Origin of the sequence: Chimaeribacter coloradensis (genome assembly GCF_002858715.1) — a bacterium.
Lineage (GTDB): Bacteria > Pseudomonadota > Gammaproteobacteria > Enterobacterales > Enterobacteriaceae > Chimaeribacter > Chimaeribacter coloradensis.
Genome location: NZ_PJZH01000001.1, coordinates 250296 through 272469, shown reverse-complemented (window position 1 = coordinate 272469; position 22174 = coordinate 250296). Strand labels below are relative to the sequence as shown.

The following is a 22174-nucleotide window of genomic DNA, read 5'->3' as shown; positions in this document are numbered from 1 at the left end:
ATAAAGAGCCGCATTGCTCCTCAGTTAGTCACTCACGTTAGTCACTACAACAGAAGGGGTCTATATGGACAGAAAAGATGAAGTTATTCAGACACACCCGCTTGTAGGTTGGGATATCAGTACCGTCGATGTTTATGATGCCATGATGATCCGTCTTCATTACCTGTCTTCAACAGACCAATCTCCAGAAGAAGCACATGTGGACAGAACGTTATGGTTAACGACGGATGTGGCGCGGCAACTTGTTTCCATTCTTGAAGCCGGCATCGCAAAGATAGAATCCAATGAGTACCTGGACCTTGACCATCGCAAACATTAACGTTGTTTATCCCTTGGTCTGAGGCACCCGTTACCCGGGTGCCTTTTGCATTTCCGGCCCTCCCCCTTTTTTCTGCCCCCCGGCAGATTGTCAACAACGGGTCACTCTCTCTATGATGGCAGGGTCTTTTTACCCTGAATCACGAGGAAGCAAGCTCCATGGAATATGATCTGATCATTGTCGGCAGCGGTTCAGTTGGCGCAGCGGCAGGCTTTTATGCCACCCAGACCGGCCTGAAGGTGCTGATGATCGACAGCGCCATGCCTCCCCATAAAGGCGCGAGCCACCACGGCCAGACGCGCATCATCCGCCATGCCTATGGCGAAGGGGAGCGCTACGTCCCGCTGGTATTGCGGGCGCAGGCGTTGTGGGAGCAACTGGCGGAACTCACCGGCGAGCGGATATTTCGCCCATGCGGGGTGCTGAACCTCGGCCCGGCAGAGTCTGCTTTTCTGGCCAATGTGCGCCGCAGCGCAGAGACGTATGGGCTGCCCATTGAGCTGCTTGGCCCTGACCAGGTGCAGGCGCGCTGGCCGGTGTTCAGTGTGCCGGACGGGTTCATCGGGCTCTTTGAGCCGCGCTCGGGCGTGCTGCAATGTGAACAGGCGATTGAGGGCTATATCCGGCTGGCACGCGAAGCGGGCTGTGCCCAGCTGTTTAACTGCCCGGTCACAGAGGTGACCCCGCTGGAGCAAGGTATGCGCATCACCACCCCGGAAGGCGCGTTTACCGCCCGGAAAGTGGTAATCAGTGCCGGTACCTGGGTCAAGGCGTTGCTGCCTTCGCTGCCGGTGCAGCCCGTGCGTAAGGTATTCTCCTGGCATCAGGCGGATGGCCGTTACAGCGAAGAGAACCACTTCCCGGCCTTTACCGCGGAGATGGCAGAGAACGAGCACTATTACGGCTTCCCGGCCGGTAAAGAGGGGCTGAAGCTGGGCAAGCACCAGGGCGGACAGCCCATCTCCGCCCCGGAGCAGCGTAAGCCCTTCGGCACCGTGGCGGAGGACGGCACTGAAGTCTTCCGTTTCCTGCGGCGTTTCCTGCCGGGCGTCGGGGTCTGCCTGCATGGGGAAGCCTGCACCTACGATATGTCGCCGGATGAAGATTTCATTATTGATACCCTGCCCGGCTGCCCGCAGGCGATGGTGGTGACCGGCCTGAGCGGGCACGGATTTAAATTTGCCAGCGTACTGGGGGAGATAGCCGCGCTGTTTGCTGATGACCAGCCTGTTCCCTTTGATCTTACCCCGTTCAGCCTCGCCCGCTTTGCCTGATTATCCGGCAGCCGCCCTGTGCGGCTGCCCGGCCAATTAATAAACGTCATCTATTATTTATTCCGGAATATATAAATCCTCTATATATTCGGAAATTATATCCTTTCACCCCTATTTTTTCAGAATTGACGCTGCCATGCGTTCGGATTATTTTGCCCGTTTGTAGAAAATGGATTTTCCTTTTTGCCGAGGAGAGCAGCAAATGCGAATCATGATAATTGACAGCTGTGTCTTTACCCTCTTGGGTGCCTGCTGCTTTTTTGAAAAATATCCCTATATCCTCACGGAACATGCAGACTCCGTGGAGCAGAGCCTGCCGCGCCTGGCCACGTTTCGCCCGGATGTGGTAATCATTAATCTGACCCACTATTGCCGCTGCGGCGGCGAATTTCCCCAGCTTATCGATTTCTTTCAGGCCTGCGGCAATGCCCGGATCTATATTTATGTGGATGCCCCTTACCCCACCGCAGCAGAGCCTATTGCCCTTTCCGGCCGGGTGTCGCTGATGAATAAAAAATGTCTGTTGCCGTTATTGCATCTGTTAAGTGACCCTGTTCAGCCGCCGCCCCTGTTCAGGCGCAACAGTAACGGCTACTTATATAGCCGTCAGGAGCTGGCCGTGGTCGCGTTATGGATGGCGCAGTACACCAATCATGAGATTGCCAAAAAGCTCGGTATTTGCGGCCGCACAGTCTACGTGCATAAACGCCAAGCGATCCGGAAGCTGATGGTACGTAACCGGCTGGAATTCTGTTTTCTTTATCACGTGCTTAAATATGTGATCTACCCGCCCTACTTCTTTCCCACACCGGAAGAGCGCGTCCCCAGCCTGCCTTGCCCCGTATGACAATAATCCGGGGCGTCAGGAGGCTTTCTTTCCTGAGGCCCCGTTTTTCACCTGCCATGTTTCCTATTTATCCCTTTTATCTTTTCTTTTGCGCTTTCCGGCAATAGCTGAATAATCCGGGCTTATTCCGTTATTTCAGTTTTCACTGACAAACTCCTGACATTTATTGACAATTTGCGCGGCCCGCCTCTTTCTCTTTTATCTTCCCGATTATTTACCCTGACTTATTTCGCCGAAGCCACTGAATAAGATGGCGGTAAATAAATCAAAATTTATGAAGGACGCTTTTATTTGATTACAAATATAAAATAAGCGTTGATTTTGTAAAATCAGATGTCTATTTTTTAAAAATTCGTTACCGCCTGGTAAAGGTCCCAAGATGAGCTTTAAAAATGATACGCAGGCCTTCGGCCATACCAGCATCGTGATCCACTGGCTGGCCGCGCTGGTCATTTACGGCATGTTCGCGCTCGGCCTCTGGATGGTCACCCTGGGCTATTACGACGTCTGGTATCACCGGGCACCTGAGCTGCATAAGAGCGTCGGGGTGCTGCTGTTTGCGTTGATCCTGTTCCGCATTCTCTGGCGGTTTGTCTCCCCGCCGCCCCTGCCGCTCAGCAGTTACAGCGCCGTCACGCGCATCGCGGCTACCGCCGCCCATCTGCTGCTGCTGGCGGGCCTGCTCGGCATTCTGGTGACCGGCTACCTGATTGCCACCGCGGAAGGGCAGCCGATCAGTGTGTTCGGCTGGTTCAGCGTCCCGGCATTGATGACCCTTGGGCCGGAACAGACTGACCTGGCCGGTACCCTGCACCTGTGGCTGGCGTGGGCGGTGGTATTGCTCTCCGTTCTTCATGCGCTGGCGGCCCTGAAACACCACTTTATTGATGGCGATGTCACCCTTAAACGGATGCTGGGTCGCCGTGCCCCTTGATATTCACCTACTGGTAACATGGAGATTGCTATGCTGACGATGATTCCGCGACTGAAAAAGCGCGCCCTGGGCCTGACACTGGCTACCCTGCTGATGAGCGCCGGGAGCGCCGTGGCGGCTGACTATAAAATTGATAAAGAGGGGCAGCACGCCTTTCTGCAGTTCCGCATCAAACATCTGGGCTACAGCTGGATCTACGGCAGTTTCAAAGACTTCGACGGCACCTTTACCTATGACGAACAGAACCCCGCGTCAGACAAGGTGAATGTCACCATCAATACCAACAGCCTCGACACCAACCATGCAGAGCGTGATAAGCACCTGCGCAGCGCCGACTTCCTGAACACCGGCAAATACCCGCAGGCGACCTTTGTCTCCACCAAGGTGGAAAAAGAGGGTGACGAACTGAAAATTACCGGTGATTTTACCCTGAACGGTGTCACCAAGCCGCTGACGCTGGAAGCGAAACTGATTGGCCAGGGTGATGACCCGTGGGGCTCCTACCGCGCCGGGTTTGAGGCCGAAGGGGAATTCGCGCTGAAGGATTACAACATCAATACCAAACTGGGCCCGGCTTCCCAGAATGTGGAGCTGATTATCTCGCTGGAAGGGGTCAGGCCGAAGTAAGTTTTACGCCATAAAAAAGGTCACCTGAGGTGACCTTTTTTGTTTTGCCGGGCAGGATCAGCTGTCGCTCTCCGGGGCCGGGATCTGCAAACGCGGGCGCAACAGGCCTTTGGACTTGTTGAAGATCTTATTGCCGTTTTCGCGGCCGGCGCGGCGCGCGCGCTGCTCTTCCGGTGGCAGGGCCAGCTCTTCCTGGCAGAGGGCGCTGCAGCAGCCCTCAAAGGCGGCGGCACAGCGCGGGCACTGGATGAACAGCAGGTGGCAGCCATCATTTTTGCAATTGGTGTGGCTGTCGCACGGCTCTCCGCACTGGTGGCACTGGGCGATCACATCGTCAGAGATGCGCTCCCCCATCCGCTCATCAAACACAAAGTTCTTACCGATGAATTTCAGCGGCAGCCCCTGCTCACGCGCCCGGCGGGTGTACTCGATAATGCCGCCCTCCACGTGATAGATGTTTTTAAAGCCGTGATGCAGCATGTAAGCGCTGGCCTTTTCACAGCGGATGCCGCCGGTGCAGTACATCACAATGTTTTTGTCTTTCTGGTCCTGCAGCATCTCTACTGCCATCGGCAGCTGCTCGCGGAAGGTGTCGGACGGCACCTCAAGGGCATTTTCAAAGTGGCCGACTTCGTACTCGTAGTGGTTACGCATGTCGACAAACAGCGTGTCCGGGTCATCAATCATCTGGTTGACCTGATCGGCTTTCAGGTACTCCCCCACCCGGGATGGGTCAAAGCTCTCATCGTCGATCCCGTCGGCCACAATACGCTCACGCACTTTCATGCGCAGCACCCAGAACGATTTCCCGTCATCTTCCAGCGCGATGTTCAGACGCACCTGATCCAGCGCCGGGTGGCTGGCGAACAGCGCCTGTCTGAACGCCTCAAAGCGGCTCTGCGGCACGCTAATCTGGGCGTTGATCCCCTCTTTTGCCACATAGACGCGGCCAAAGACCTGTTCCGCTTTAAACGCCAGATAGAGGGCGTCGCGGAACGCTTTCGGGTCATCAAGGGTGAAGTATTTATAGAAAGAGACCGTGGTACGCGGCTCGGTTTCGGCCAACATCCGCGCTTTCAGCTCTTCGTTGGAAATCTGGTTATGTAACACTGGCATGGTGTACGTTCCTGGGGAGTTAAGCGGTAAATAGACAGCGCGCCGCCGCAGCGGGCATAAACGGGGGCGTATGATACATGATAGTTTTTTCCAAAACATCACCATAACCAATGAATGGCGGCTTTTCCGCCGCCGGCCATCCGGAAACAATTTGTTGCCGCCCGGCAGGTTGACGTCAGGGCAAAAAGCGATAAGCCTTGTTATAGATAGAACTAAAACTGTTTATCTCCGGCGAGGGGGCAGCCGTGCCGCAACAATGTGCCCCCTTTCCTTTCTTTTTTGACAAGCGAGGTCTCCATGAGTCAGCTATTTACACCTTTCCGCCTGGGTTCCCTGACATTGCCGAACCGCATCGTGATCGCCCCGATGTGCCAGTACTCTTCTGACGACGGCAAAGCCACCTCCTGGCATACCATCCACCTCGGCAACCTGGCGCTCTCCGGTGCCGGGCTGCTGATTGTGGAAGCCACGGCGGTTGAAGCGGTAGGCCGTATTACGCAACAGGACCTCGGCCTGTGGGACGATGAAACCGAACAGGCGCTCTCGGGCGTGGTGAAAGCGATCCGCGAGCACAGCACCATGCCGCTCGGCATCCAGCTCGGCCATGCCGGGCGCAAAGCTTCCTGTAAGCGCCCCTGGGAGGGCGGTGAGTCCATTCCTGACGGCCAGCCGGGCGGCTGGAAAACCGTGGCACCGTCTGCCATCCCCTACAATCCTGAGCAGGATGAAACGCCAGAAGCGATGACGCAGGAACGCATCGATGCGCTGAAAGAGGCGTATGTGGCTGCGGCCAAACGCGCTGACCGGCTGGGCTTCGACCTGCTGGAGCTGCACGCCGCCCACGGCTACCTGCTGCACCAGTTCCTGTCGCCGCTTTCCAACCAGCGTACCGACCAGTACGGCGGCTCGTTACAGAACCGTATGCGGCTGGTGCTGGAGGTCTATCAGGCCCTGCGTGACGCCTTCCCGGCCGACAAGCCGATCGGCGTGCGGATCTCCGCCACCGACTGGGTGGAAGAAGGCGGCTGGGATCTGGAGCAGTCAGTGGCGCTGGCTAAAGCGCTGGATGAGCTGGGTTGCAGCTACATCCACGTCTCCAGCGGCGGGAACGCCACGGCACAGAAGATCAGCGTCAGCCCGAACTATCAGGTGCCGTTTGCCGATCGCATCCGCCAGGCGGTGAAGATGCCGGTGATTGCGGTCGGCCTGATCACCGAACCGGAGCAGGCGGACGCCATTGTGGCAACCGGGCAGGCAGATCTGGTGGCGCTGGCGCGCGGCATCCTGTATGACCCGCGCTGGCCGTGGCATGCGGCGGCTAAACTGGGTGCCAAGGCGATTGCGCCGCCGCAGTATAAGCGTTGCGAGCCCCATGCCCTGAAAGGGCTGTTTAACGACAAATAACGCTTCCGGGGCAGGCCGCCCGGCCTGCCCCTCTCTTCTCCGCCCGACGTCAGTCAACGCCCCGCCATGTGCCGCGTTTTTATACGTTACCCTAACAAAATGAACCTTTTATGCGGTGGATTTTCACCTATGCTGCCATTAATGGCACAATAGCTAACAATGCAGTGGCGGAATAGCGTGCATCCGCCCTGCCATACTGCGTTTCTGACCGCCACCGGCAGCCTTAAGGCAAGGAGCTTCTGCCGCCGGCGCAGAGATGTATTATCCGGATCATGATTGTTACGTCGTAACAAAATAAAGCAGAGAAATTATGACGCACCTTCCTACCTTTAACCGTTCTCTTTTGCACCCACGTTACTGGCCGACCTGGCTGGGCATTGGGTTGCTGTATGTGCTGGTGCTGCTGCCCTACCCGGTCATCTACCGCCTGGGCACCGGCCTGGGCCGCTTCTCCATGCGTTTTCTGAAGCGCCGGGTACATATTGCGCAGCGCAACCTGGAACTCTGCTTCCCGGAGATGAGCGCCGCCGAACGTGATGAGCGGGTGCGCCAAAACTTCGAATCAGTGGGCATGGGGCTGTTTGAAACCGGCATGGCCTGGTTCTGGCCGGAGTGGCGCGTGCGCCACTGGTTTACCGTGACCGGCGAAGAGCATATCGCACAGGCCAAAGCCAATAAGCAGGGCGTGCTGCTGGTCGGCCTCCATTTCCTGACGCTGGAACTGGGCGCGCGCATTTTCGGCATCTACAACCCCGGCGTGGGCGTCTACCGCCCGCATGACAACAAGCTGATGGACTGGATCCAGACCTGGGGCCGCACCCGTTCCAACAAGACCATGCTGGATCGAAAAGATCTCAAGGGCATGATCCGCAGCCTGAAACAGGGCGACATCATCTGGTATGCGCCGGACCACGACTACGGCCCGCGCGCCAGCGTGTTTGCGCCGCTGTTTGCGGTGCCGGACGCCGCCACCACCACCGGCACCTACCTGCTGGCGCGGATGGCCAAACCGGCGATCATCCCGTTTGTGCCGCGCCGCCTGCCGGGCGGTAAAGGGTATGAACTGGTGATCCTGCCGGAAGTGGAGGATATGCCGCTGGAGAGCGAACTGGCCGCCGCCACACGGATGAATCAGGTGGTGGAAGAGGCGATCATGCTGGCACCCGACCAGTACATGTGGCTGCACCGCCGCTTCAAAACGCGCCCGGCGGGGCAGCCGTCGCTCTATTAACCACGCCGGGGCAGACTTTTTATCACGGAGGGCCGCTGCCCTCCTTTTTTAACCGGAGATCGCTATGTACATCGTCAGCCTGACCTATACCCAGCCCCTGGACGCCGTGGACGCCCACCTTGAAGGCCACCTTGCCTGGCTTGACCGCTATTTCCAGGACGGCACCTTTATGGCAGCCGGGCGCAAGAACCCACGCAACGGCGGCGTGGTGCTGGCACAGGGCGTGTCCCGCGAGGAGTTGGACCGCATCCTGAGTGAAGACCCGTTCCAGGCGGTGGCCCGTTATGAGGTCACCACGCTGGAGGTGACCCTCACCAACGCGCAACTGGCCTGCCTGAAAGGCCTCTGATCTCTCCGGGCGGCCTCCTGCCGGCCCGCTGCGTTTCCTGCCGCCGCGCCCTTTCCCTCCCCCTTCTCTCTTCAGCTGGTTGATAATACAGCAATTCCGGCGCATACTTATCAGGCTAATCGTCTGTTTTTCATGCGCCCCGGATGGGCGTGCCTTTTCCCTTTGATTGCAGGATACCGTCCCGCTGTGCAGACTCCCCCTTCCGCTGCTGTGCCGATTAACTGGAAACGCAACCTGGCGGTGGCCTGGCTCGGCTGTTTTCTGACCGGCAGCGCCTTCAGTCTGATCATGCCTTTCCTGCCGCTCTATATCGAGACGCTCGGTGTCACCGGCCATGAGGCGGTAAATATGTGGTCGGGGCTGGTGTTCAGCATCACCTTTCTGTTCTCCGCCATCGCCTCGCCGTTCTGGGGCGGGCTGGCCGACCGCAAAGGGCGCAAGCTGATGCTGCTGCGCTCTGCGCTGGGTATGGCGATTGTGATGGTGCTGATGGGGCTGGCAACCTCTATCTGGCAGCTTCTGGCGCTGCGCGCCGTGCTGGGGCTGCTGGGCGGGTTTGTGCCGAATGCCAACGCGCTGATTGCCACACAGGTGCCGCGCAATAAAAGCGGCTGGGCGCTGGGGACGCTCTCGACCGGTGCGGTGAGCGGCGCGCTGATCGGGCCGCTGATTGGCGGGCTGCTGGCGGACCGCTACGGCCTGCGCCCGGTGTTTTTCATCACCGCGCTGGTGCTGTTTGTCTGCTTTATCTTCACCCTGTTTCTGATAAAAGAGCAGTTTGTGCCGGTCTCCAAACGGGACATGCTGAACGGCCGCCAGGTGCTGGCCTCGCTGAAGAACCCGAAACTGGTGCTCTGTTTGTTTGTCACCACGCTGATCATCCAGGTGGCCACCGGCTCTATTGCCCCTATCCTGACGCTCTACGTGCGGGAACTGGCCGGGGATACCCAGAACCTCGCCTTTATCAGCGGCATGATCGCCTCGGTGCCGGGCGTGGCGGCGCTGATCAGCGCGCCGCGGCTGGGAAAACTGGGGGACCGCATCGGCCCGGAGCGCATCCTGATCGCGATGATGGCGCTCTCAGTGGTGATCCTGATCCCGATGGCCTTTGTGCAGACGCCGGTGCAGCTCGGCATCCTGCGTTTTCTGCTCGGCGCGACTGACGGCGCGCTGTTGCCGGCGGTGCAGACGTTGCTGATTTACAACAGCACCCAGCAGGTGGCCGGTCGGGTCTTCAGCTATAACCAGTCCTTCCGCGACATCGGCAACGTCACCGGCCCGCTGCTGGGCGCGGCGGTTTCGGCCGGTTACGGCTTCCGGGCCGTGTTTGGCGTCACCGCCTGCGTGGTGCTGTTCAACGCGGTCTACTCCTACTGGTGCCTGCAGCGCGGGCCAAAACGGGCCCTGCTGAAATAAGCCGCAACCTGCCCGGCGGTTTCATGCTGCCTGCCTGCCCGGCATAGCGCGTATTGATTAAATTTCACCTGATAAAATAGCGTAAGATCAGCGGCATTCCCGCCGCAGGCAGCATAAAAAATTTTATTCATATTCCCTTCGCCAAAAACTTGCATCCTCCGTCTCACCGGTAACACTTAACCGGTACCCCTGTTTACTGCGCGGACACGGCGCAACCGTGTTATTGAAGGAGGCCGATAATGAGCATGTATGCAACCCTGGAAGAAGCCATTGAAGTTGCGCGCGAAGAGTACCTGGAAGCGCTGGCAGATGACTACGCGGATGACGAAATCCCTTCGCCGCAACAGTTCAACCTGCAAAAATATGTGCTGCAGGATGGCGATATCATGTGGCAGGCAGAGTTTTTCCTGGATGAAGGCGATGCGATAGAGGGCCTGCCGTTCCGCAGCGGCGCGGCGGCGCAGGCCATCTATGATGAAGATTTTGATGAGACGGAACTGCGCCTGGAGTGGCAGGAAGAGAACACCCTGCATGAGTGGGATGAGGGTGAATTCCAGCTGGCACCGCCGCTGGACACCGAAGAGGGCAAAACAGCTGCCGATGAGTGGGATGAGCGATAATCCCCGCCCCTGCGTGATGCCCGCCCCTATTCGTAAGGGCCGTGGCGGGCGTCAATCGGCAGCATAAAGGTATCGACAATCATCGACAGCGGGACATCAATCACCGTGACATAGCGCCAGGCGCTGTCACGCAGATCCCACTGGACGCCGGGGTAGTACTGGTTGCCGTGCCCCTGCCCCGGCATCGTCCGGCTGATGATGCTGCCGCACCCGCTCAGCACTCCCGCCATCATCCCCACCGTAATAATCCGTAAGACCCTGTTTTGCACCACACCGTTACCTTTCGTATTACGCTGCGCCCGGTGCGCAGGCGTTGAAACCTCATGCCTTAGCATAGCATGGGGGTGCCGCTGCCTGCGCCGGCAGGAAAGTTAAGAGGGTGTAAAGTCAGGTACGCGGCAGCCCACGCATAAACTGCACGCTGGCCAGGAAGCAGAGGGTGTAGCCGAACAGCTCCACGCCCTCTTCCACGACGTTTTTGGCGGTGCGGTCATACCCGTCCAGCAGCACATGCTCCCAGATAGCGTGCATGCCGATCAGGCGTGAAAACAGCAGAATGCAGAGCAGGCCGCAGATCATCATGCCGTAGCTGCGCGCACGGACAAAGCAGGCCAGCCCGGCCACGGTGGAACGCATATGGGTTGCCGCCCCTGCCAGGCAAGCCAGCGTCACCAGCAGCGCCACATAAACCCAGCTGCCATGTTTCACCAGGTCGAACAGTGCATCCAGCTCGCGGATCAGCATCGTGGTCAGAAAACCGCCGAGCAGCACAAAGCCGTAACGCCATGCCGGGTAGCGGCGCGCCAGCAGGAAATACACCAGCGCCGTGGCGGCCAGCAGCCCCTCCTGGGCGATCTCGGTCAGGGAGATCTCTTTAACGAAATTATGCAGCCAGATGACATCGACAAACAGCAGCGAGGAGAAAAACGCGATGACCCCGGCGCAGATCAGGAAGTGCCGGAGCGCACGTGCAATGGTGTGCAAATCAGAAGACATATCATTTCTCTTATAATTATAAACGGCGTGCATAGTAGTCAGGTTAAGAAGAGGCTTTTAAGCTTTTGATGCCGAATGCCCGGCAACCGCCCATAAAAAAAGCGGAATGCTCACGCATTCCGCTTTCCGGGGGTCACGGTGCTATCAGCCGGCGTGAGGGAACGCCAGATCGTTGCGCGGCAGGGTGCGGTAGTAATCGCGCCACTGCTGGCTATGTTCCGGGTGGCTCCACACTTCATTGTGCAGGCGCGCCATCAGCACCGGGTCACTCAGCAGCAGCAAACGTTCCGCTTTGTTCAGCCGGGCCGGGCCCACCTGCAGCGCCTGGCTCAGGCGCTCTTGACGCCAGCGCTCAATGGCCGCGCGGGTATGGTGGCGTGACGTCGCCATCGCGGTCGCCAGGGCGTTGAAGGACGGGTCCACCACGGCGTGCATAAAGCCGTTGTCCAGCGCGCGCTCCCGGTTCAGGGTCAGGTACTCGTCCGTCGCCACCAGTTCACGCGGCGGATTGTACTCCTCCGGGATCAGGAACAGCTTGGCGCGCTTGCTCTTCAGGCCAAGGGTCGCGCGGCTCGACAGCACCGAGACAATCGGCGAGAGGATCAGGGAGAAGACGATCGGGGCCAGCCACCAGAGGAAGCGCAGGTCCAGCCAGGCCATACCGCCCGCCCAGACCAGGCCCAGCAGCATCTGCGAGCCGTGGCGGCGGAAGGACTCACCCCACGGGGTGTCATCGTCATCACGCTGCGGCGAATTCCAGACCACTTCCCAGCCCAGGAAGGCGCTGACCACGAACACCGTATGGAACAGCATCCGCACCGGTGCCAGCAGCACCGAGAAGAGCATCTCCATCAGCATCGAGATAAACAGCCGGAACGCCCCGCCGTACTCCTTCGCCCCTTTCGCCCAGATCAGCACCACACTGAGCAATTTCGGCAGGAACAGCAGCACCAGCGTGGTGGAGAAGAGCGCAATCGCCAGCTCCGGACGCCACTGCGGCCACACCGGGAAGAGCTGGCGCGGCTGGAGGAAGTACTGCGGCTCCATCAGGGTGTGCACCACCTGCAACGCGGTGGAGAGCGCCAGGAACATAAACCACAGCGGCGCAGAGAGGTAGGACATCACGCCGGTCAGGAACACCGCACGGTGCACCGGGTGCATCCCTTTCACCAGGAACAAACGGAAGTTCATCAGGTTACCGTGGCACCAGCGGCGGTCACGCTTCAGCTCATCCAGCAGGTTCGGCGGCAGCTCCTCATAGCTTCCCGGCAGGTCATAGGCGATCCAGACGCCCCAGCCGGCACGGCGCATCAGCGCGGCCTCCACGAAGTCGTGGGAGAGAATAGACCCGGCGAAGGAGCCTTCACCCGGCAGCGGCGCCAGCGCACAGTGCTCGATAAACGGCTTCACGCGGATAATGGCGTTATGGCCCCAGTAGTGCGACTCGCCCAGCTGCCAGAAGTGCAGGCCGGCGGTGAACAGCGGCCCATAGACGCGGGTGGCGAACTGTTGCAGGCGCGCGTAGAGCGTATCCATACCCGACGCTTTTGGTGAGGACTGGATAATCCCGGCGTGCGGGTTGGCGTTCATCAGGCGCACCAGGCCGGTGAGACACTCACCGCTCATCACGCTGTCGGCATCCAGGATCACCATGTAGCTGTAATCCCCGCCCCAGCGGCGGCACCAGTCATCGATGTTGCCGCTTTTGCGTTTCACGCGGCGGCGGCGGCGGCGGTAGAAGATCTTGCCGTGGCCATCCACCTCGTTGCAAAGCTCCAGCCAGGCTTTCTGCTCCGCGACGCAGATGTCCGGGTCGTAACTGTCACTCAGCACATAGATGTCGAAATGCTCGAGGTCCCCGGTGCGCTTCACCGACTCATAGGTCGCGCGCAGGCCGGCAAAGACGCGTTCCACGTCTTCGTTACAGATCGGCATGATAAGCGCGGTGCGCTGCGCCGGGTCAAGCGGCTCGGTGCCGGTGCTGGAGGCGGAGATGCTGTATTTGTCCTTGCCGATCAGCAGCTGCAGGAAGCCCATCAGCGCCGTCCAGAACCCGGCGGAGACCCAGCAGAAGAGAATGGCGAACAGCACCAGGATACCGGTCTGCAACACATAGGGCAGCAGTTGCAGCACGGACTGCATCAGATCCTGGTTGAAGATCTCCATCGGGTCGATCAGCGCCCAGCCCTGATACGGCAGGATGGTTTTCATGTACCAGGTGGCGATGCCGGTCTGCACCAGCATCAGGAACAGCAGGATGTAGCGGCGCAGGGAACCGACCACCCGCCAGCGCTTCTCCGACTCCGCCATTTCAGCGGAGATCGGTGCCTGCGGCATGGCGCTGCGGCCCAGCAGGGAGTCCCAGAAACGGGCCAGCGGGTTAGTGCGCCAGGCCTCCGGGAACATGCTGGAGCGGCGGATCGGCGGCATCGCTTTCAGGGTGGTACGCCCTTCGGCGTCCTCACCCAGCAGGCCGTTTTCCGTCGCCACATCGGGCCAGGCGTGTTGCAGGCGGGTTTTGACGGAGGCCAGCGGTGCATCCTCCACCTCCGGCGTGACAGCCGCTGCACCGGCGAGTTCCTGGTGCAGACCGGCAAAAGCCGCGTCGCCGCCGGACGGCAGGCGTCCGGTCAGCGAGCCCTTCTCCTGGCTGGAGAGGGGCAGTGCGTCAATATATTCGTGGGGTAACGGCGTTGACTTATTCATTGGCAGGCAGCTGATAGCTCCAGGTTTCACTCAACGGTTTGTCACCATTGACCAGCGCGGCACGCATCTCGACCGGTTTCTTCGGATCCTTGACCTTGACGCGCAAGGTGAGACGCCAGCCTTTGGTGACCGGGTTATAACGGACGTTGTTTTCGACCATGTCCGCATTGTCATTCACACTGACCTGTGAGGCGACCGGGGTGTCGTCTTTCAGCGCTTTCAGCACCGGCCCGGCGAAATCCACCAGCAGCGCGATGCTGCCGTCCGGCTCACGGATCAGGTTGGACTGCTTCACATCGCCTGCGGAGCGCAGCGTCTGTTTGACGTACGCCAGATCCGGCGAGTGCAGCTTCTCCTCATCACGGGTGAAGTGCAGGCGGTAGCTCAGGTCCAGCGGCTTACCGGCTTCCGGCAGCTTTTCCGGTGACCAGTAGGCGACGATGTTGTCATTGGTTTCATCGGCGGTCGGGATCTCCACCAGCTCCACCCGGCCTTTGCCCCAGTCGCCGCGGGTTTCCACCCAGCCGCTCGGGCGCAGATCGTAGCGGTCATCCAGATCCTCATACTGCGAGAAGTCACGGCCGCGTTGCAGCAGGCCAAACCCTTTCGGATTCTCGATGGTATAGGTGCTGACCGACAGGTGGCGCGGGTTGTTCAGCGGGCGCCAGATCCACTCGCCGTTCCCGGCATGGATCGACAGGCCGTTGGAGTCATGCAGCGCCTGGCGGTAGTTCATGGTCGGCGAAGGCTGGTTCGGCCCGAACAGGAACATACTGGTCAGCGGGGCGATGCCGAGCTTGCCGACTTTGTCACGCAGGTAGACTTTGGCCTGCACATCCACAGTGGTTTCACGCCCCGGGTAGAGGTCGAAACGGTAGGCCCCGGCGGCGCGCGGGGAATCCAGCAGCGCGTAGATCACCAGGTGCTTCTCGTCCGGGTTCGGGCGCTCAATCCAGAATTCACGGAAACGCGGGAACTCCTCGCCGGAGGCGAGCGCGGTATCGATCGCCAGGCCGCGGGCGGAGAGGCCGTAGACCTGATCCTTGCCGATGACGCGGAAATAGCTCGCGCCCAGCACGCTCATGATCTCATCATTCTTATCCGCTTTATTCAGCGGGTAGAGCACCTTGAAACCGGCGAAACCGAGGTTTTTCACGGCGTCGGCATCATGCTTGACGTTGCCGAAGTTAAAGTAGTCCGGGCTGTAGCTGATCTCATTCACCGTATTGCCGGTGACTTCATTGATTTTGACCGGGTATTCGAAGTACATACCCTGGTGGTAGAACTCCAGCTTGAACGGCGTGTTCAGCTTGTTCCAGTAGGCTTTGTCATGGTTAAACTGGATCTGCTGGTAATCCGCGAATTTCATTTCACGGAACTGCGAGGGGAGATTGCTCTTCGGCGCCTCAAAACCCTTTCCTGCCAGCTCTTTAGCCTGCTTGGCCACCTCATCCATGGAAAACGCCCATGCCGGTGATACACCCAATGTCATCATGACAAAGGCACTTAACGCACATACTTTTGCCACACCCGGCCCCTTGGCTACATTTTTAACTCGCACAACCCCCCCTTTCGAGTGCTGAAATCATTCGAAATCCATATTAAAGGATTATTTAGCTATCCGACAACATGATAAATGGATGGTTCCTCTCTGTGGGTCACTGTTTAATCAGCTGACCGGGATCAAGAGTAGCAATAGGAAGATTAAACGGCTATGGAAAATTGCGGGGCGCTATAGTAGGGTTTTTCTCCCGCGATTTAAGCCAAACGGTTTGAGAGTAACCCGAATCGCCCTGTTTTATGAAACGCGCTAAAATAAGCGCCGGGACCTTAAAGTAAAACCCTGGAAACTTATGACAACAAAAACAGTATCACGAGAATACTTTCTCGATTCTATCCGGGCCTATTTGATGTTGCTCGGCATTCCGTTCCACCTTTCATTGATCTACTCCAGCCACGAATGGGCGGTCAACAGCCAGACCTCCTCTGTGCTGCTTACGGTGCTGAATGATGTGATCCACGCTTTCCGGATGCAGGTGTTCTTTGTTATCTCCGGCTATTTCTCTTATATGCTCTATGAGCGCTACGAGCCGCAACGCTGGCTGAAGGTGCGGCTGGAGCGGGTGGCGATCCCGATGCTGTCCGCGGTGGTGCTGATCACCCTGCCGCAATTCTATATGCTGAAGAATTTCACCCAGCGGATTCAGGGCTGGGCCACCTTTACCCTGTATGAAAAAATTAATGTCTCAATCTGGGAATTAGTTTCACACCTCTGGTTTTTGTTAACATTGGTTATTCTTACCTGTCTCGGCTTCTCTATTTTCCGCCGGCTGAAAGCAATTCAGACTAATCGGATTCCTTTTCCGGTTAACCATTTTCAGGGCTTAGGAAAACTCTTATTTTATTTTCTGATCTTCAGCATAGGCTACGCGGTAATTCAGCGCGGCATATTTATTGTGCTGCCGGACCTGTTATTCAACAGCGTATTTAATTTTGTGGTGATGGAATCGCTGTTTTATCTGCCGTTCTTTATTCTCGGCGCGCTGGCCTTTAAATATGCGTGGCTGAAAGCCATGCTGCTCAAGCCTTCACCGCTGGCGCTGCTGCTGGCACCGCTGCTGTTTGCCGCCTATATCGCCAACCAGCATCTCAATGACCATGCGCATTTCCAGCCGGAAATCGATACGCTGATTACCGGCACGCTGGGCATTGTGATGGTCAATCTGGTGTTTGCCTTCGGCCACCGGCTGCTCAACAGCCATTCGCCGCGTATTACCTATCTGGTCAATGCGTCGCTATTTATCTATCTGGTTCACCACCCGCTGACGCTGATATATGGCGCCTTTGTCACCCCGCGCATTGAGAATAATCTCATCGGTTTTGGGCTGGGGCTGATATTTGTTTTCGGCCTGGCTTTCCTGCTGTATGAAGTGCATCAGCGTATTCCGCTGCTGCGTTTCCTCTTCTCCGGTAAATCCCAGAAACCGGTGGTGGTGCCCTCTTCCCGCTGAGCCGCCGGGCAGCAAAACGCCCGCGCCGGTGACCGGGGCGGGCGTTTTTTATTGCCGCTGCTTTTTATGGCATCGGATCAGGCGGCAATTAAGGGTGCGCGGTATCGATGGTCGGTACCACGGACATTCCCACCCGCAGGCGCTGCACCAGCGGCTGGTCGGCATCCAGCACAATTTTCACCGCCAGGCGCTGTGCCACTTTGGTGAAGTTACCGGTCGCGTTATCGGCGGCAATCGGCGAGAAGGTCGCGCCGGTGGCCGGGGCGATGCTCTCCACATGGCCGTGCAGCACCGCATCCGGCAGCGCATCCACGCGGATGCTGACCGGCTGGTCCGGCACCACGCCGCCCAGCTGGGTCTCCAGGTAGTTGGCGACAATGTAGGCGTGTTGCAGCGGCACCACCGCCAGCACCCGCGTCCCGGCGCTGACATAGGCCCCGACCCGCAGGGAGCGCTGCCCCACCGTCCCGGCCACCGGCGCGGTGATGCGGGTATAGGAGAGGTTCAGCTTCGCCTGGCTGAGGTCGGCGTTGGCGGCATCAATCGCGGCCAGCGCTTCGGCGCGCTCCGCCTTCAGCACGTCCACTTCCTGCTGCGCCGCTTCCAGCGCCGCCACGTCACTCTGGTGCGCGGCGGCTTTTTCACGGTAGGTCGCGTCTGATTCGTCGCGCTGGTCGGCGGTGCCGGAGCCCTGCTGCAACAGGCGGCGGTAGCGATCGGCGCTCTGACGCGCGTAGTTCATCCCGGCCACGCTGGAATCCAGTGCTGCCCGTGCCTGAACAATCACCTGCTGCTGTTTGATCAGCTGCGCATCCAGGCTTTTGAGCTGCGCCTGTTTGCTCTCCAGGGTCGCCTGCGCGGTATTCAGCGCATTGATGTAGTCACGGTCATCAATCCGGGCCAGCAGCTGCCCGGCCCCGACCTGCTGGTTATCCTCAACCCGCACCTCGGCGATATGCCCGGAGATGCGCGGTGCCACCAGCGTATAGTCTGCGGTGACGTAGGCGTCATTGGTGGTTTCCTGGCCGTGGCCGGCCAGACGCCACACCACTACCCCGGCCAGCAGGGCGATCAGGATCACTGCCACCAGCAGCGGAATACGTTTTGACGAAGTTGCTAACATGGTTCTCTTCTCTTATATGCGTTCAGTGAGCGGGTATAACGGCAATCAACGGTTGACCAGCGACTGCGGCGGGTAAGTCCGCTGCGGCAGCAGCGCCGCCAGGATAATCAGCCCCAGCGCCACGCCCATGATCATCAGATAGGTGTCACTCAGGCCGAGGATAGTGGCCTGGTGCTTCACCAGCGTGGCGAAGCGCGCCAGCACCTCGCTGGAGACGGCGCTGCCGTCCGGGTTCAGCGGGGCCGGCGGCGCGCGGTTGCCGTCATAAGGTTGCGACAGCAGGTAACTCACTGACCCGGCATGGTCCAGCAGCACATGGGAGTGGAACTTCTCCCGGTGGCTGATCACGGTTTCCAGCAGCGCGGAACCGGCCACGCTGCCCAGCCCGCGCACGGTGTTGAACATCGCCGAGGCGAACGGCCCTTCCGGCGGCTGCACCACGCTGGTGGCGCTCAGCAGGATCGGGATCACCGCCATCGGCTGTGCCACCGCCTGCATCGCCTGCAGCCAGTAGAAGTTGTCCTGCACCCAGGCGCTGTTGATCTCTGACCCGCAATAACAGGCGAACGCCAGGATCGCCAGCCCGGTGGCCAGCACCCAGCGGCTGTCTACCCAGCGCAGGTTACAGATCGCCGCCACCAGCGGGGCCATCACCAGTTGCGGCACGCCGATGGTCAGCGACAGCGGCCCCATCTCCGAGGCGCGGAAACCGTTGACCGACATCAGGTAGTTGGAGGGCAGCGCCGAACCGGAGAGGTAAACCACCATCAGCCCGGCCAGCGTCAGCAGGCCATGCGCCAGGTTGCGCCGTTTCAGCATCTGCAACTTAAACAGCGGCAGCGGGTGATACCACTCGTTGATCAGGAACACCGTCAGCAGTACCCCCGCGCCAAACAGCAGCGCGCAGATCTGCGTAGACGCCAGCCAGTCCTGCCGCTCGCCCTGTTGCAGTGCCAGCACCAGCATCGCCACGCCGCTGCACCCGGTGACCATGCCGAAGGCGTCAATCTGCCGGAACCGCTCCAGCCGCAACGGGTCCTGCGGGATGCCGTGGCTGATCATGGCGAACGCCAGCAGGCAGGGCGGGATCACCTGCCAGTAGACGAACTGCCAGCCAACGTGATCGGTCCAGAGCGCCGCCAGCGATGTCGCCATATTGGGCCCGAAGGTGGCGCTGAGCGCATAGGCTCCCAGCCCGTAGAGCTTGAAGCCGGGCGGCAGAAACCGCAGCGCCACCGTCATCAGCAGCGGCGGCAGCGCCCCGCCGAACAGCCCCTGAATCACCCGCAGGGCGATGAACAGCGGCAGATTGGGCGCAAACGGGATCACCGCGCCCAGCAGGCCGAACCCCAGCACCATCGCCATGGCGAAACGGCGCATCGAAAAGGTCATCGCCAGCCAGGGGGCGAGCATCATGGCGGCCACTTCCGCCGCCTGATAGCCGCCAATCAGCCAGGAACCTTCATCACTGCCGATGCTCAGCGCGCCCCGCACATCACTCAGGGCGATGTCCGTAACCCGGTCATTCAGGCCGGAGGAGAGGGCGGCAATCAAGACACCGACCAGCCCGACCACCAGCCGCCCGGTAAAGGGCTGGGCCGCGGGGGCAGCGGGAGGAGCGCTGCCGGCACTTACCGGCGGCACACTGACTACACTCATAAATAAACTCATTTGTTTTACGCGCGCTGCTCCGCGTTGCCGCTGAGGCAACAGGCCATAGGTTATGACACAGCAGAAAGCAGGAGCGGATAATGGCAGGTGAAGTGCCGGGCATCATAATGCGATGCAGGTCACGCTGCGGATACTACAATACGGTCCGGTGTATTGCAATGTGGTTACTCGTTGAGTTCGGCGGCAGAATGCCGTTAAATACCTGCGGTTTTTACCTTAAAAGGAAGCGTAGTGTGACAACCCATGACAGCCACGCCATTGATGAAGAACGCAGCGGCGGCATTCAGGTGATCGCCCGCGCGGCCAGCATCCTTAACGCCCTGGGGGCGCACCCGGAGGGGATGAGCCTCGGGGCGATTGCGCAGGCGGTCGCCCTGCCCCGCTCCACGGTGCAGCGGATTGTGGCGGCGCTGGCGGAGGAAGGGATGGTGCGCAGCCACGGCAACCACGGCTTCCGCCTTGGCCCGACGCTGTTGCGGCTGGTCGCCACCGTCCACAGCGACATCATCGCCATCGCCACGCCCTTTTTGCAGGCGCTGTGTAACGAAACCAATGAAACCGTGACGCTGGCACGCCCCAGCGGGCGGCAGATCGCCATCGTCCATATGGTGGTGGCGAACCGCGAACTGCGCGTGGTGCCGCGCTTCGGCCTGAACCTGCCGATCTACAGCACCTCCGGCGGCCGGGCGCTGCTGGCGCTGAACAGTGATGACGAGGTGCGGCGGCTGCTTGGCGGGGAGTTCGAGCCGGTCACGGACAATACGGTGTGTGACATCGGCTCGCTGCTGGCGGCGCTGCACGATGTGCGGCAACAGGGCGTGGCGGTGGAACATGGTGAGACGCTGGAGGGCATCTCATCAATGGGTGTCGCGATTGATACCCTGCTTGGGCGCTATTCTGTCTCTCTGCTGGTGCCGACGGAACGTCTGCAACGGCAGCTACCGGCCCTGCGCACCGCCATTCTGGCGTGCCGGGCCTCATTAATGGGCGAAATCGGCAGGCTGGATCGCCGTTGAGGCCGGCAGGTGCCGGCAAAAGGAGACACTATGTTTACCCATATCCTGCTGGCGGTGGACGGCTCACGCCAGACCCCGCGTGTGGTGGCCCTGGCGGCCGGGCTGGCGGCGGCCTCCGGCGCGCGTATCTCCGTGACCTGCTGCGTGGATGCCTCCTACGCCGTGAACAGCGGCAGCGATCCGGCCGGGGAGATCACGCTCTATCAGCCCGCCTGTGAAGAGGAGAGCGCCGCGGCGCGCATCGTGCGGGAAGCGATGGCCCAGCTGCATCCGCTGGGGGAGAAGGTCACCGGGCAGGTGATTGTCGGCGATGCGGCACAGGCGCTGGTGGCCGAGGCGACACGCCAGGAGGCGTCGGTGATTGTGATGGGCCACCGCCACCGTGGCCTGGTTGACCGGCTGCTGAAAGGGTCAGTGTGTGCGGACATTATGGCAACCGCCCCCTGCCCGGTGCTGGTCGAGGTGCGTGACTGAGGTGGAAAAAGCCCGCAAATTTGGCCCTATTCCTATTGACATAAACAGAATTTCCCATTGATTTTCATCATTTTCTTATGTTTTCCAGGCGGGCCAACGGGTAGACTGCTTACTGCGTTAGGGTACTTATGTTCCATTTCACACAAGGAGTTATCTATGAAAAAAGTGATGACCGCAGCCGCCATTGCGCTCTCCCTGATGGGGGCCTCGTCGGCCTTTGCCGCCACCACCGCCGGCGCAGAAATCGCGGCCGGCAGCGGCACCGGGGCGGCGGCCCCGGCTGAAGCCACCCTGATCTCCGGCGGCATGGCCGCCGCAGCGGCGGCAACCGACCCAAGCGGCGGCACCGGCACCTCTACGGCGACCTCCACCTCGACGACCACCCAGACCCGTTAAGCGCTGTAGGGTGTTGTCATCAAACCAGCCTGGCGGCTGGTTTTTTTATGCCCCATGCCGCGGACAAGGGCAGAAGGCATAAAAATAAAAAGCTGCCGACACCGCAGGCAGCCTGAAAATAGTCACTGGGGTAAAAATGTTATTATGTGTACACCCTGGTGTTGGCTGTACAATTATTTATCCCCGGAAATTAATTGACGCCCATCTTTTCCGCCCACAGGGCAATTTGCTCACGATAAATAAAGGTGACCTCGTTCAGCAACGGCTGATTAATTGAGGTGCCGATCATCGCCAGGCAAGGGTAATCCAGGGGCCGTAAATCAAAGAGATATTCATCCAGCTCCTCTTCAGATAATAACGACGCACCCTCTACCGAGTCGATCATAAAATAATGTGTCATCATCCAACTGCGGTATTCAAAAGGGGTAGTTAACAAGTGCATGGCGTGGCCTTTCAGCTATACAGACTCCGGCGGGGGTGAAGAGGTCACCTCAGACCGATCACCCGTCGTTTAACGCGTTCCTGCGTTACTCATGCTTCCCTGCTTGGTTGACAATGAAAATAACAAAACAGCAACAGTGAAGCAATAAAGAAAATTTAAATTTTCGTTTTTAATTAAAATTCGCTGTAAATGTCGGGAATTT

General features: G+C 59.4%; 23 protein-coding genes. 14 read left to right on the top strand and 9 right to left on the bottom strand.

All coding sequences use genetic code 11. From position 1 onward, the window contains the following. Window positions 1–64 precede the first annotated feature (64 nt). Window positions 65–319 (top strand): biofilm formation regulator BssS, encoded by a 255-nt coding sequence (bssS, locus tag CYR32_RS01200; protein ID WP_072925467.1) that lies wholly within the window; start codon window positions 65–67, stop codon window positions 317–319. A gap of 158 nt (window positions 320–477) precedes the next feature. Next, on the top strand, window positions 478–1593 hold the full coding sequence (gene solA, locus CYR32_RS01195; RefSeq protein WP_101821723.1) for an N-methyl-L-tryptophan oxidase: 1116 nt from the start codon (window positions 478–480) through the stop codon (window positions 1591–1593). Between the two features lie 46 nt (window positions 1594–1639). On the opposite strand, the gene CYR32_RS21605 is transcribed toward solA, so the two are convergent. Further along, on the bottom strand, window positions 1640–1885 hold the full coding sequence (locus CYR32_RS21605) for a hypothetical protein (RefSeq protein WP_165698161.1): 246 nt from the start codon (window positions 1883–1885) through the stop codon (window positions 1640–1642). Window positions 1886–1894: 9 nt separating this feature from the next. Here CYR32_RS21605 and CYR32_RS01190 point away from each other — a divergent pair, with 9 nt between their 5' ends. The 3 genes from CYR32_RS01190 to CYR32_RS01180 all read left to right on the top strand — a co-directional run bounded on the left by CYR32_RS01190 (window position 1895) and on the right by CYR32_RS01180 (window position 4001). Continuing rightward, window positions 1895–2440 (top strand): helix-turn-helix domain-containing protein, encoded by a 546-nt coding sequence (locus CYR32_RS01190; protein ID WP_165698160.1) that lies wholly within the window; start codon window positions 1895–1897, stop codon window positions 2438–2440. A gap of 379 nt (window positions 2441–2819) precedes the next feature. Next, the gene (locus CYR32_RS01185) at window positions 2820–3374 is read left to right on the top strand and encodes a cytochrome b (RefSeq protein ID WP_101821719.1); all 555 of its coding nucleotides are present in this window, start codon (window positions 2820–2822) and stop codon (window positions 3372–3374) included. 51 nt (window positions 3375–3425) lie between these two features. Then, window positions 3426–4001 carry a YceI family protein gene (locus CYR32_RS01180; RefSeq protein WP_101822142.1) on the top strand — a complete coding sequence of 192 codons (576 nt, stop codon included), beginning with the start codon at window positions 3426–3428 and terminating at the stop codon, window positions 3999–4001. 57 nt (window positions 4002–4058) lie between these two features. Here the strand turns inward: CYR32_RS01180 and trhO are convergent, their stop codons facing one another. Continuing rightward, window positions 4059–5117 carry an oxygen-dependent tRNA uridine(34) hydroxylase TrhO gene (gene trhO / locus CYR32_RS01175; protein WP_101821716.1) on the bottom strand — a complete coding sequence of 353 codons (1059 nt, stop codon included), beginning with the start codon at window positions 5115–5117 and terminating at the stop codon, window positions 4059–4061. 297 nt (window positions 5118–5414) lie between these two features. Between trhO and CYR32_RS01170 the strand changes: the two genes are divergently transcribed. From CYR32_RS01170 to CYR32_RS01150, 5 genes are all read left to right on the top strand, one after another. Further along, entirely contained in the window at window positions 5415–6521 is a 1107-nt protein-coding gene (locus CYR32_RS01170; protein ID WP_101821714.1) for an NADH:flavin oxidoreductase/NADH oxidase, read from the top strand. 310 nt (window positions 6522–6831) lie between these two features. Beyond that, window positions 6832–7752 (top strand): Kdo(2)-lipid IV(A) acyltransferase, encoded by a 921-nt coding sequence (locus CYR32_RS01165; protein ID WP_101821712.1) that lies wholly within the window; start codon window positions 6832–6834, stop codon window positions 7750–7752. A 64-nt stretch (window positions 7753–7816) separates the two neighbouring features. After that, window positions 7817–8101, top strand: coding sequence for a YciI family protein (locus CYR32_RS01160; RefSeq protein ID WP_101821710.1), 285 nt, complete (start codon window positions 7817–7819; stop codon window positions 8099–8101). A 186-nt stretch (window positions 8102–8287) separates the two neighbouring features. Next, window positions 8288–9517, top strand: a complete 1230-nt coding sequence (gene mdtG / locus CYR32_RS01155; RefSeq protein WP_241523721.1) for a multidrug efflux MFS transporter MdtG — start codon at window positions 8288–8290, stop codon at window positions 9515–9517. Window positions 9518–9756: 239 nt separating this feature from the next. Continuing rightward, window positions 9757–10137 carry a MysB family protein gene (locus CYR32_RS01150; RefSeq protein WP_101821706.1) on the top strand — a complete coding sequence of 127 codons (381 nt, stop codon included), beginning with the start codon at window positions 9757–9759 and terminating at the stop codon, window positions 10135–10137. A 26-nt stretch (window positions 10138–10163) separates the two neighbouring features. On the opposite strand, the gene CYR32_RS01145 is transcribed toward CYR32_RS01150, so the two are convergent. The 4 genes from CYR32_RS01145 to CYR32_RS01130 all read right to left on the bottom strand — a co-directional run bounded on the left by CYR32_RS01145 (window position 10164) and on the right by CYR32_RS01130 (window position 15334). Further along, the gene (locus tag CYR32_RS01145; protein ID WP_277621929.1) at window positions 10164–10406 is read right to left on the bottom strand and encodes a YceK/YidQ family lipoprotein; all 243 of its coding nucleotides are present in this window, start codon (window positions 10404–10406) and stop codon (window positions 10164–10166) included. A 118-nt stretch (window positions 10407–10524) separates the two neighbouring features. Next, window positions 10525–11133 carry a hypothetical protein gene (locus CYR32_RS01140; RefSeq protein WP_101821702.1) on the bottom strand — a complete coding sequence of 203 codons (609 nt, stop codon included), beginning with the start codon at window positions 11131–11133 and terminating at the stop codon, window positions 10525–10527. 144 nt (window positions 11134–11277) lie between these two features. Beyond that, window positions 11278–13839: a glucans biosynthesis glucosyltransferase MdoH gene (mdoH, locus tag CYR32_RS01135; RefSeq protein ID WP_101821700.1), complete on the bottom strand. Its 2562-nt coding sequence runs from the start codon at window positions 13837–13839 to the stop codon at window positions 11278–11280. Next, on the bottom strand, window positions 13832–15334 hold the full coding sequence (locus CYR32_RS01130; RefSeq protein WP_101821698.1) for a glucan biosynthesis protein G: 1503 nt from the start codon (window positions 15332–15334) through the stop codon (window positions 13832–13834). The genes mdoH and CYR32_RS01130 overlap by 8 nt, the downstream gene beginning before the upstream one ends. A 358-nt stretch (window positions 15335–15692) precedes the next feature. On the opposite strand from CYR32_RS01130, the gene mdoC reads away from it, so the two are divergent. Then, window positions 15693–16850 (top strand): glucans biosynthesis protein MdoC, encoded by a 1158-nt coding sequence (gene mdoC / locus CYR32_RS01125; RefSeq protein WP_101821696.1) that lies wholly within the window; start codon window positions 15693–15695, stop codon window positions 16848–16850. Window positions 16851–16938: 88 nt separating this feature from the next. Here the strand turns inward: mdoC and CYR32_RS01120 are convergent, their stop codons facing one another. Continuing rightward, a complete protein-coding gene (locus tag CYR32_RS01120; RefSeq protein ID WP_101821694.1) occupies window positions 16939–17973 on the bottom strand; it encodes an HlyD family secretion protein in 1035 nt (344 codons plus the stop codon). A gap of 45 nt (window positions 17974–18018) precedes the next feature. Next, window positions 18019–19632, bottom strand: a complete 1614-nt coding sequence (locus CYR32_RS01115) for an MFS transporter (RefSeq protein WP_101821692.1) — start codon at window positions 19630–19632, stop codon at window positions 18019–18021. A 245-nt stretch (window positions 19633–19877) separates the two neighbouring features. Between CYR32_RS01115 and CYR32_RS01110 the strand changes: the two genes are divergently transcribed. The 3 genes from CYR32_RS01110 to CYR32_RS01100 all read left to right on the top strand — a co-directional run bounded on the left by CYR32_RS01110 (window position 19878) and on the right by CYR32_RS01100 (window position 21530). Then, window positions 19878–20660 (top strand): IclR family transcriptional regulator, encoded by a 783-nt coding sequence (locus CYR32_RS01110; protein ID WP_241523720.1) that lies wholly within the window; start codon window positions 19878–19880, stop codon window positions 20658–20660. A 30-nt stretch (window positions 20661–20690) separates the two neighbouring features. Further along, entirely contained in the window at window positions 20691–21134 is a 444-nt protein-coding gene (locus tag CYR32_RS01105) for a universal stress protein (RefSeq protein ID WP_101821691.1), read from the top strand. Between the two features lie 156 nt (window positions 21135–21290). Then, window positions 21291–21530: a hypothetical protein gene (locus tag CYR32_RS01100; RefSeq protein ID WP_101821689.1), complete on the top strand. Its 240-nt coding sequence runs from the start codon at window positions 21291–21293 to the stop codon at window positions 21528–21530. 190 nt (window positions 21531–21720) lie between these two features. On the opposite strand, the gene CYR32_RS01095 is transcribed toward CYR32_RS01100, so the two are convergent. Next, complete coding sequence (locus CYR32_RS01095) at window positions 21721–21930, bottom strand: hypothetical protein (RefSeq protein WP_146000651.1); 210 nt, start codon at window positions 21928–21930, stop codon at window positions 21721–21723. Window positions 21931–22174: the final 244 nt, after the last annotated feature.

Coding starts and splice junctions, on each gene's coding strand:
- bssS (WP_072925467.1), top strand. CDS start 65: ATGGACAGAAAAGATGAAGTTATTCAGACACACCCGCTTGTAGGTTGG.
- solA (WP_101821723.1), top strand. CDS start 478: ATGGAATATGATCTGATCATTGTCGGCAGCGGTTCAGTTGGCGCAGCG.
- CYR32_RS21605 (WP_165698161.1), bottom strand. CDS start 1,885: ATGTTCCGTGAGGATATAGGGATATTTTTCAAAAAAGCAGCAGGCACC.
- CYR32_RS01185 (WP_101821719.1), top strand. CDS start 2,820: ATGAGCTTTAAAAATGATACGCAGGCCTTCGGCCATACCAGCATCGTG.
- trhO (WP_101821716.1), bottom strand. CDS start 5,117: ATGCCAGTGTTACATAACCAGATTTCCAACGAAGAGCTGAAAGCGCGG.
- CYR32_RS01170 (WP_101821714.1), top strand. CDS start 5,415: ATGAGTCAGCTATTTACACCTTTCCGCCTGGGTTCCCTGACATTGCCG.
- CYR32_RS01165 (WP_101821712.1), top strand. CDS start 6,832: ATGACGCACCTTCCTACCTTTAACCGTTCTCTTTTGCACCCACGTTAC.
- CYR32_RS01160 (WP_101821710.1), top strand. CDS start 7,817: ATGTACATCGTCAGCCTGACCTATACCCAGCCCCTGGACGCCGTGGAC.
- CYR32_RS01150 (WP_101821706.1), top strand. CDS start 9,757: ATGAGCATGTATGCAACCCTGGAAGAAGCCATTGAAGTTGCGCGCGAA.
- CYR32_RS01140 (WP_101821702.1), bottom strand. CDS start 11,133: ATGTCTTCTGATTTGCACACCATTGCACGTGCGCTCCGGCACTTCCTG.
- mdoH (WP_101821700.1), bottom strand. CDS start 13,839: ATGAATAAGTCAACGCCGTTACCCCACGAATATATTGACGCACTGCCC.
- CYR32_RS01130 (WP_101821698.1), bottom strand. CDS start 15,334: ATGATGACATTGGGTGTATCACCGGCATGGGCGTTTTCCATGGATGAG.
- mdoC (WP_101821696.1), top strand. CDS start 15,693: ATGACAACAAAAACAGTATCACGAGAATACTTTCTCGATTCTATCCGG.
- CYR32_RS01120 (WP_101821694.1), bottom strand. CDS start 17,973: ATGTTAGCAACTTCGTCAAAACGTATTCCGCTGCTGGTGGCAGTGATC.
- CYR32_RS01115 (WP_101821692.1), bottom strand. CDS start 19,632: ATGAGTGTAGTCAGTGTGCCGCCGGTAAGTGCCGGCAGCGCTCCTCCC.
- CYR32_RS01105 (WP_101821691.1), top strand. CDS start 20,691: ATGTTTACCCATATCCTGCTGGCGGTGGACGGCTCACGCCAGACCCCG.
- CYR32_RS01100 (WP_101821689.1), top strand. CDS start 21,291: ATGAAAAAAGTGATGACCGCAGCCGCCATTGCGCTCTCCCTGATGGGG.
- CYR32_RS01095 (WP_146000651.1), bottom strand. CDS start 21,930: ATGACACATTATTTTATGATCGACTCGGTAGAGGGTGCGTCGTTATTA.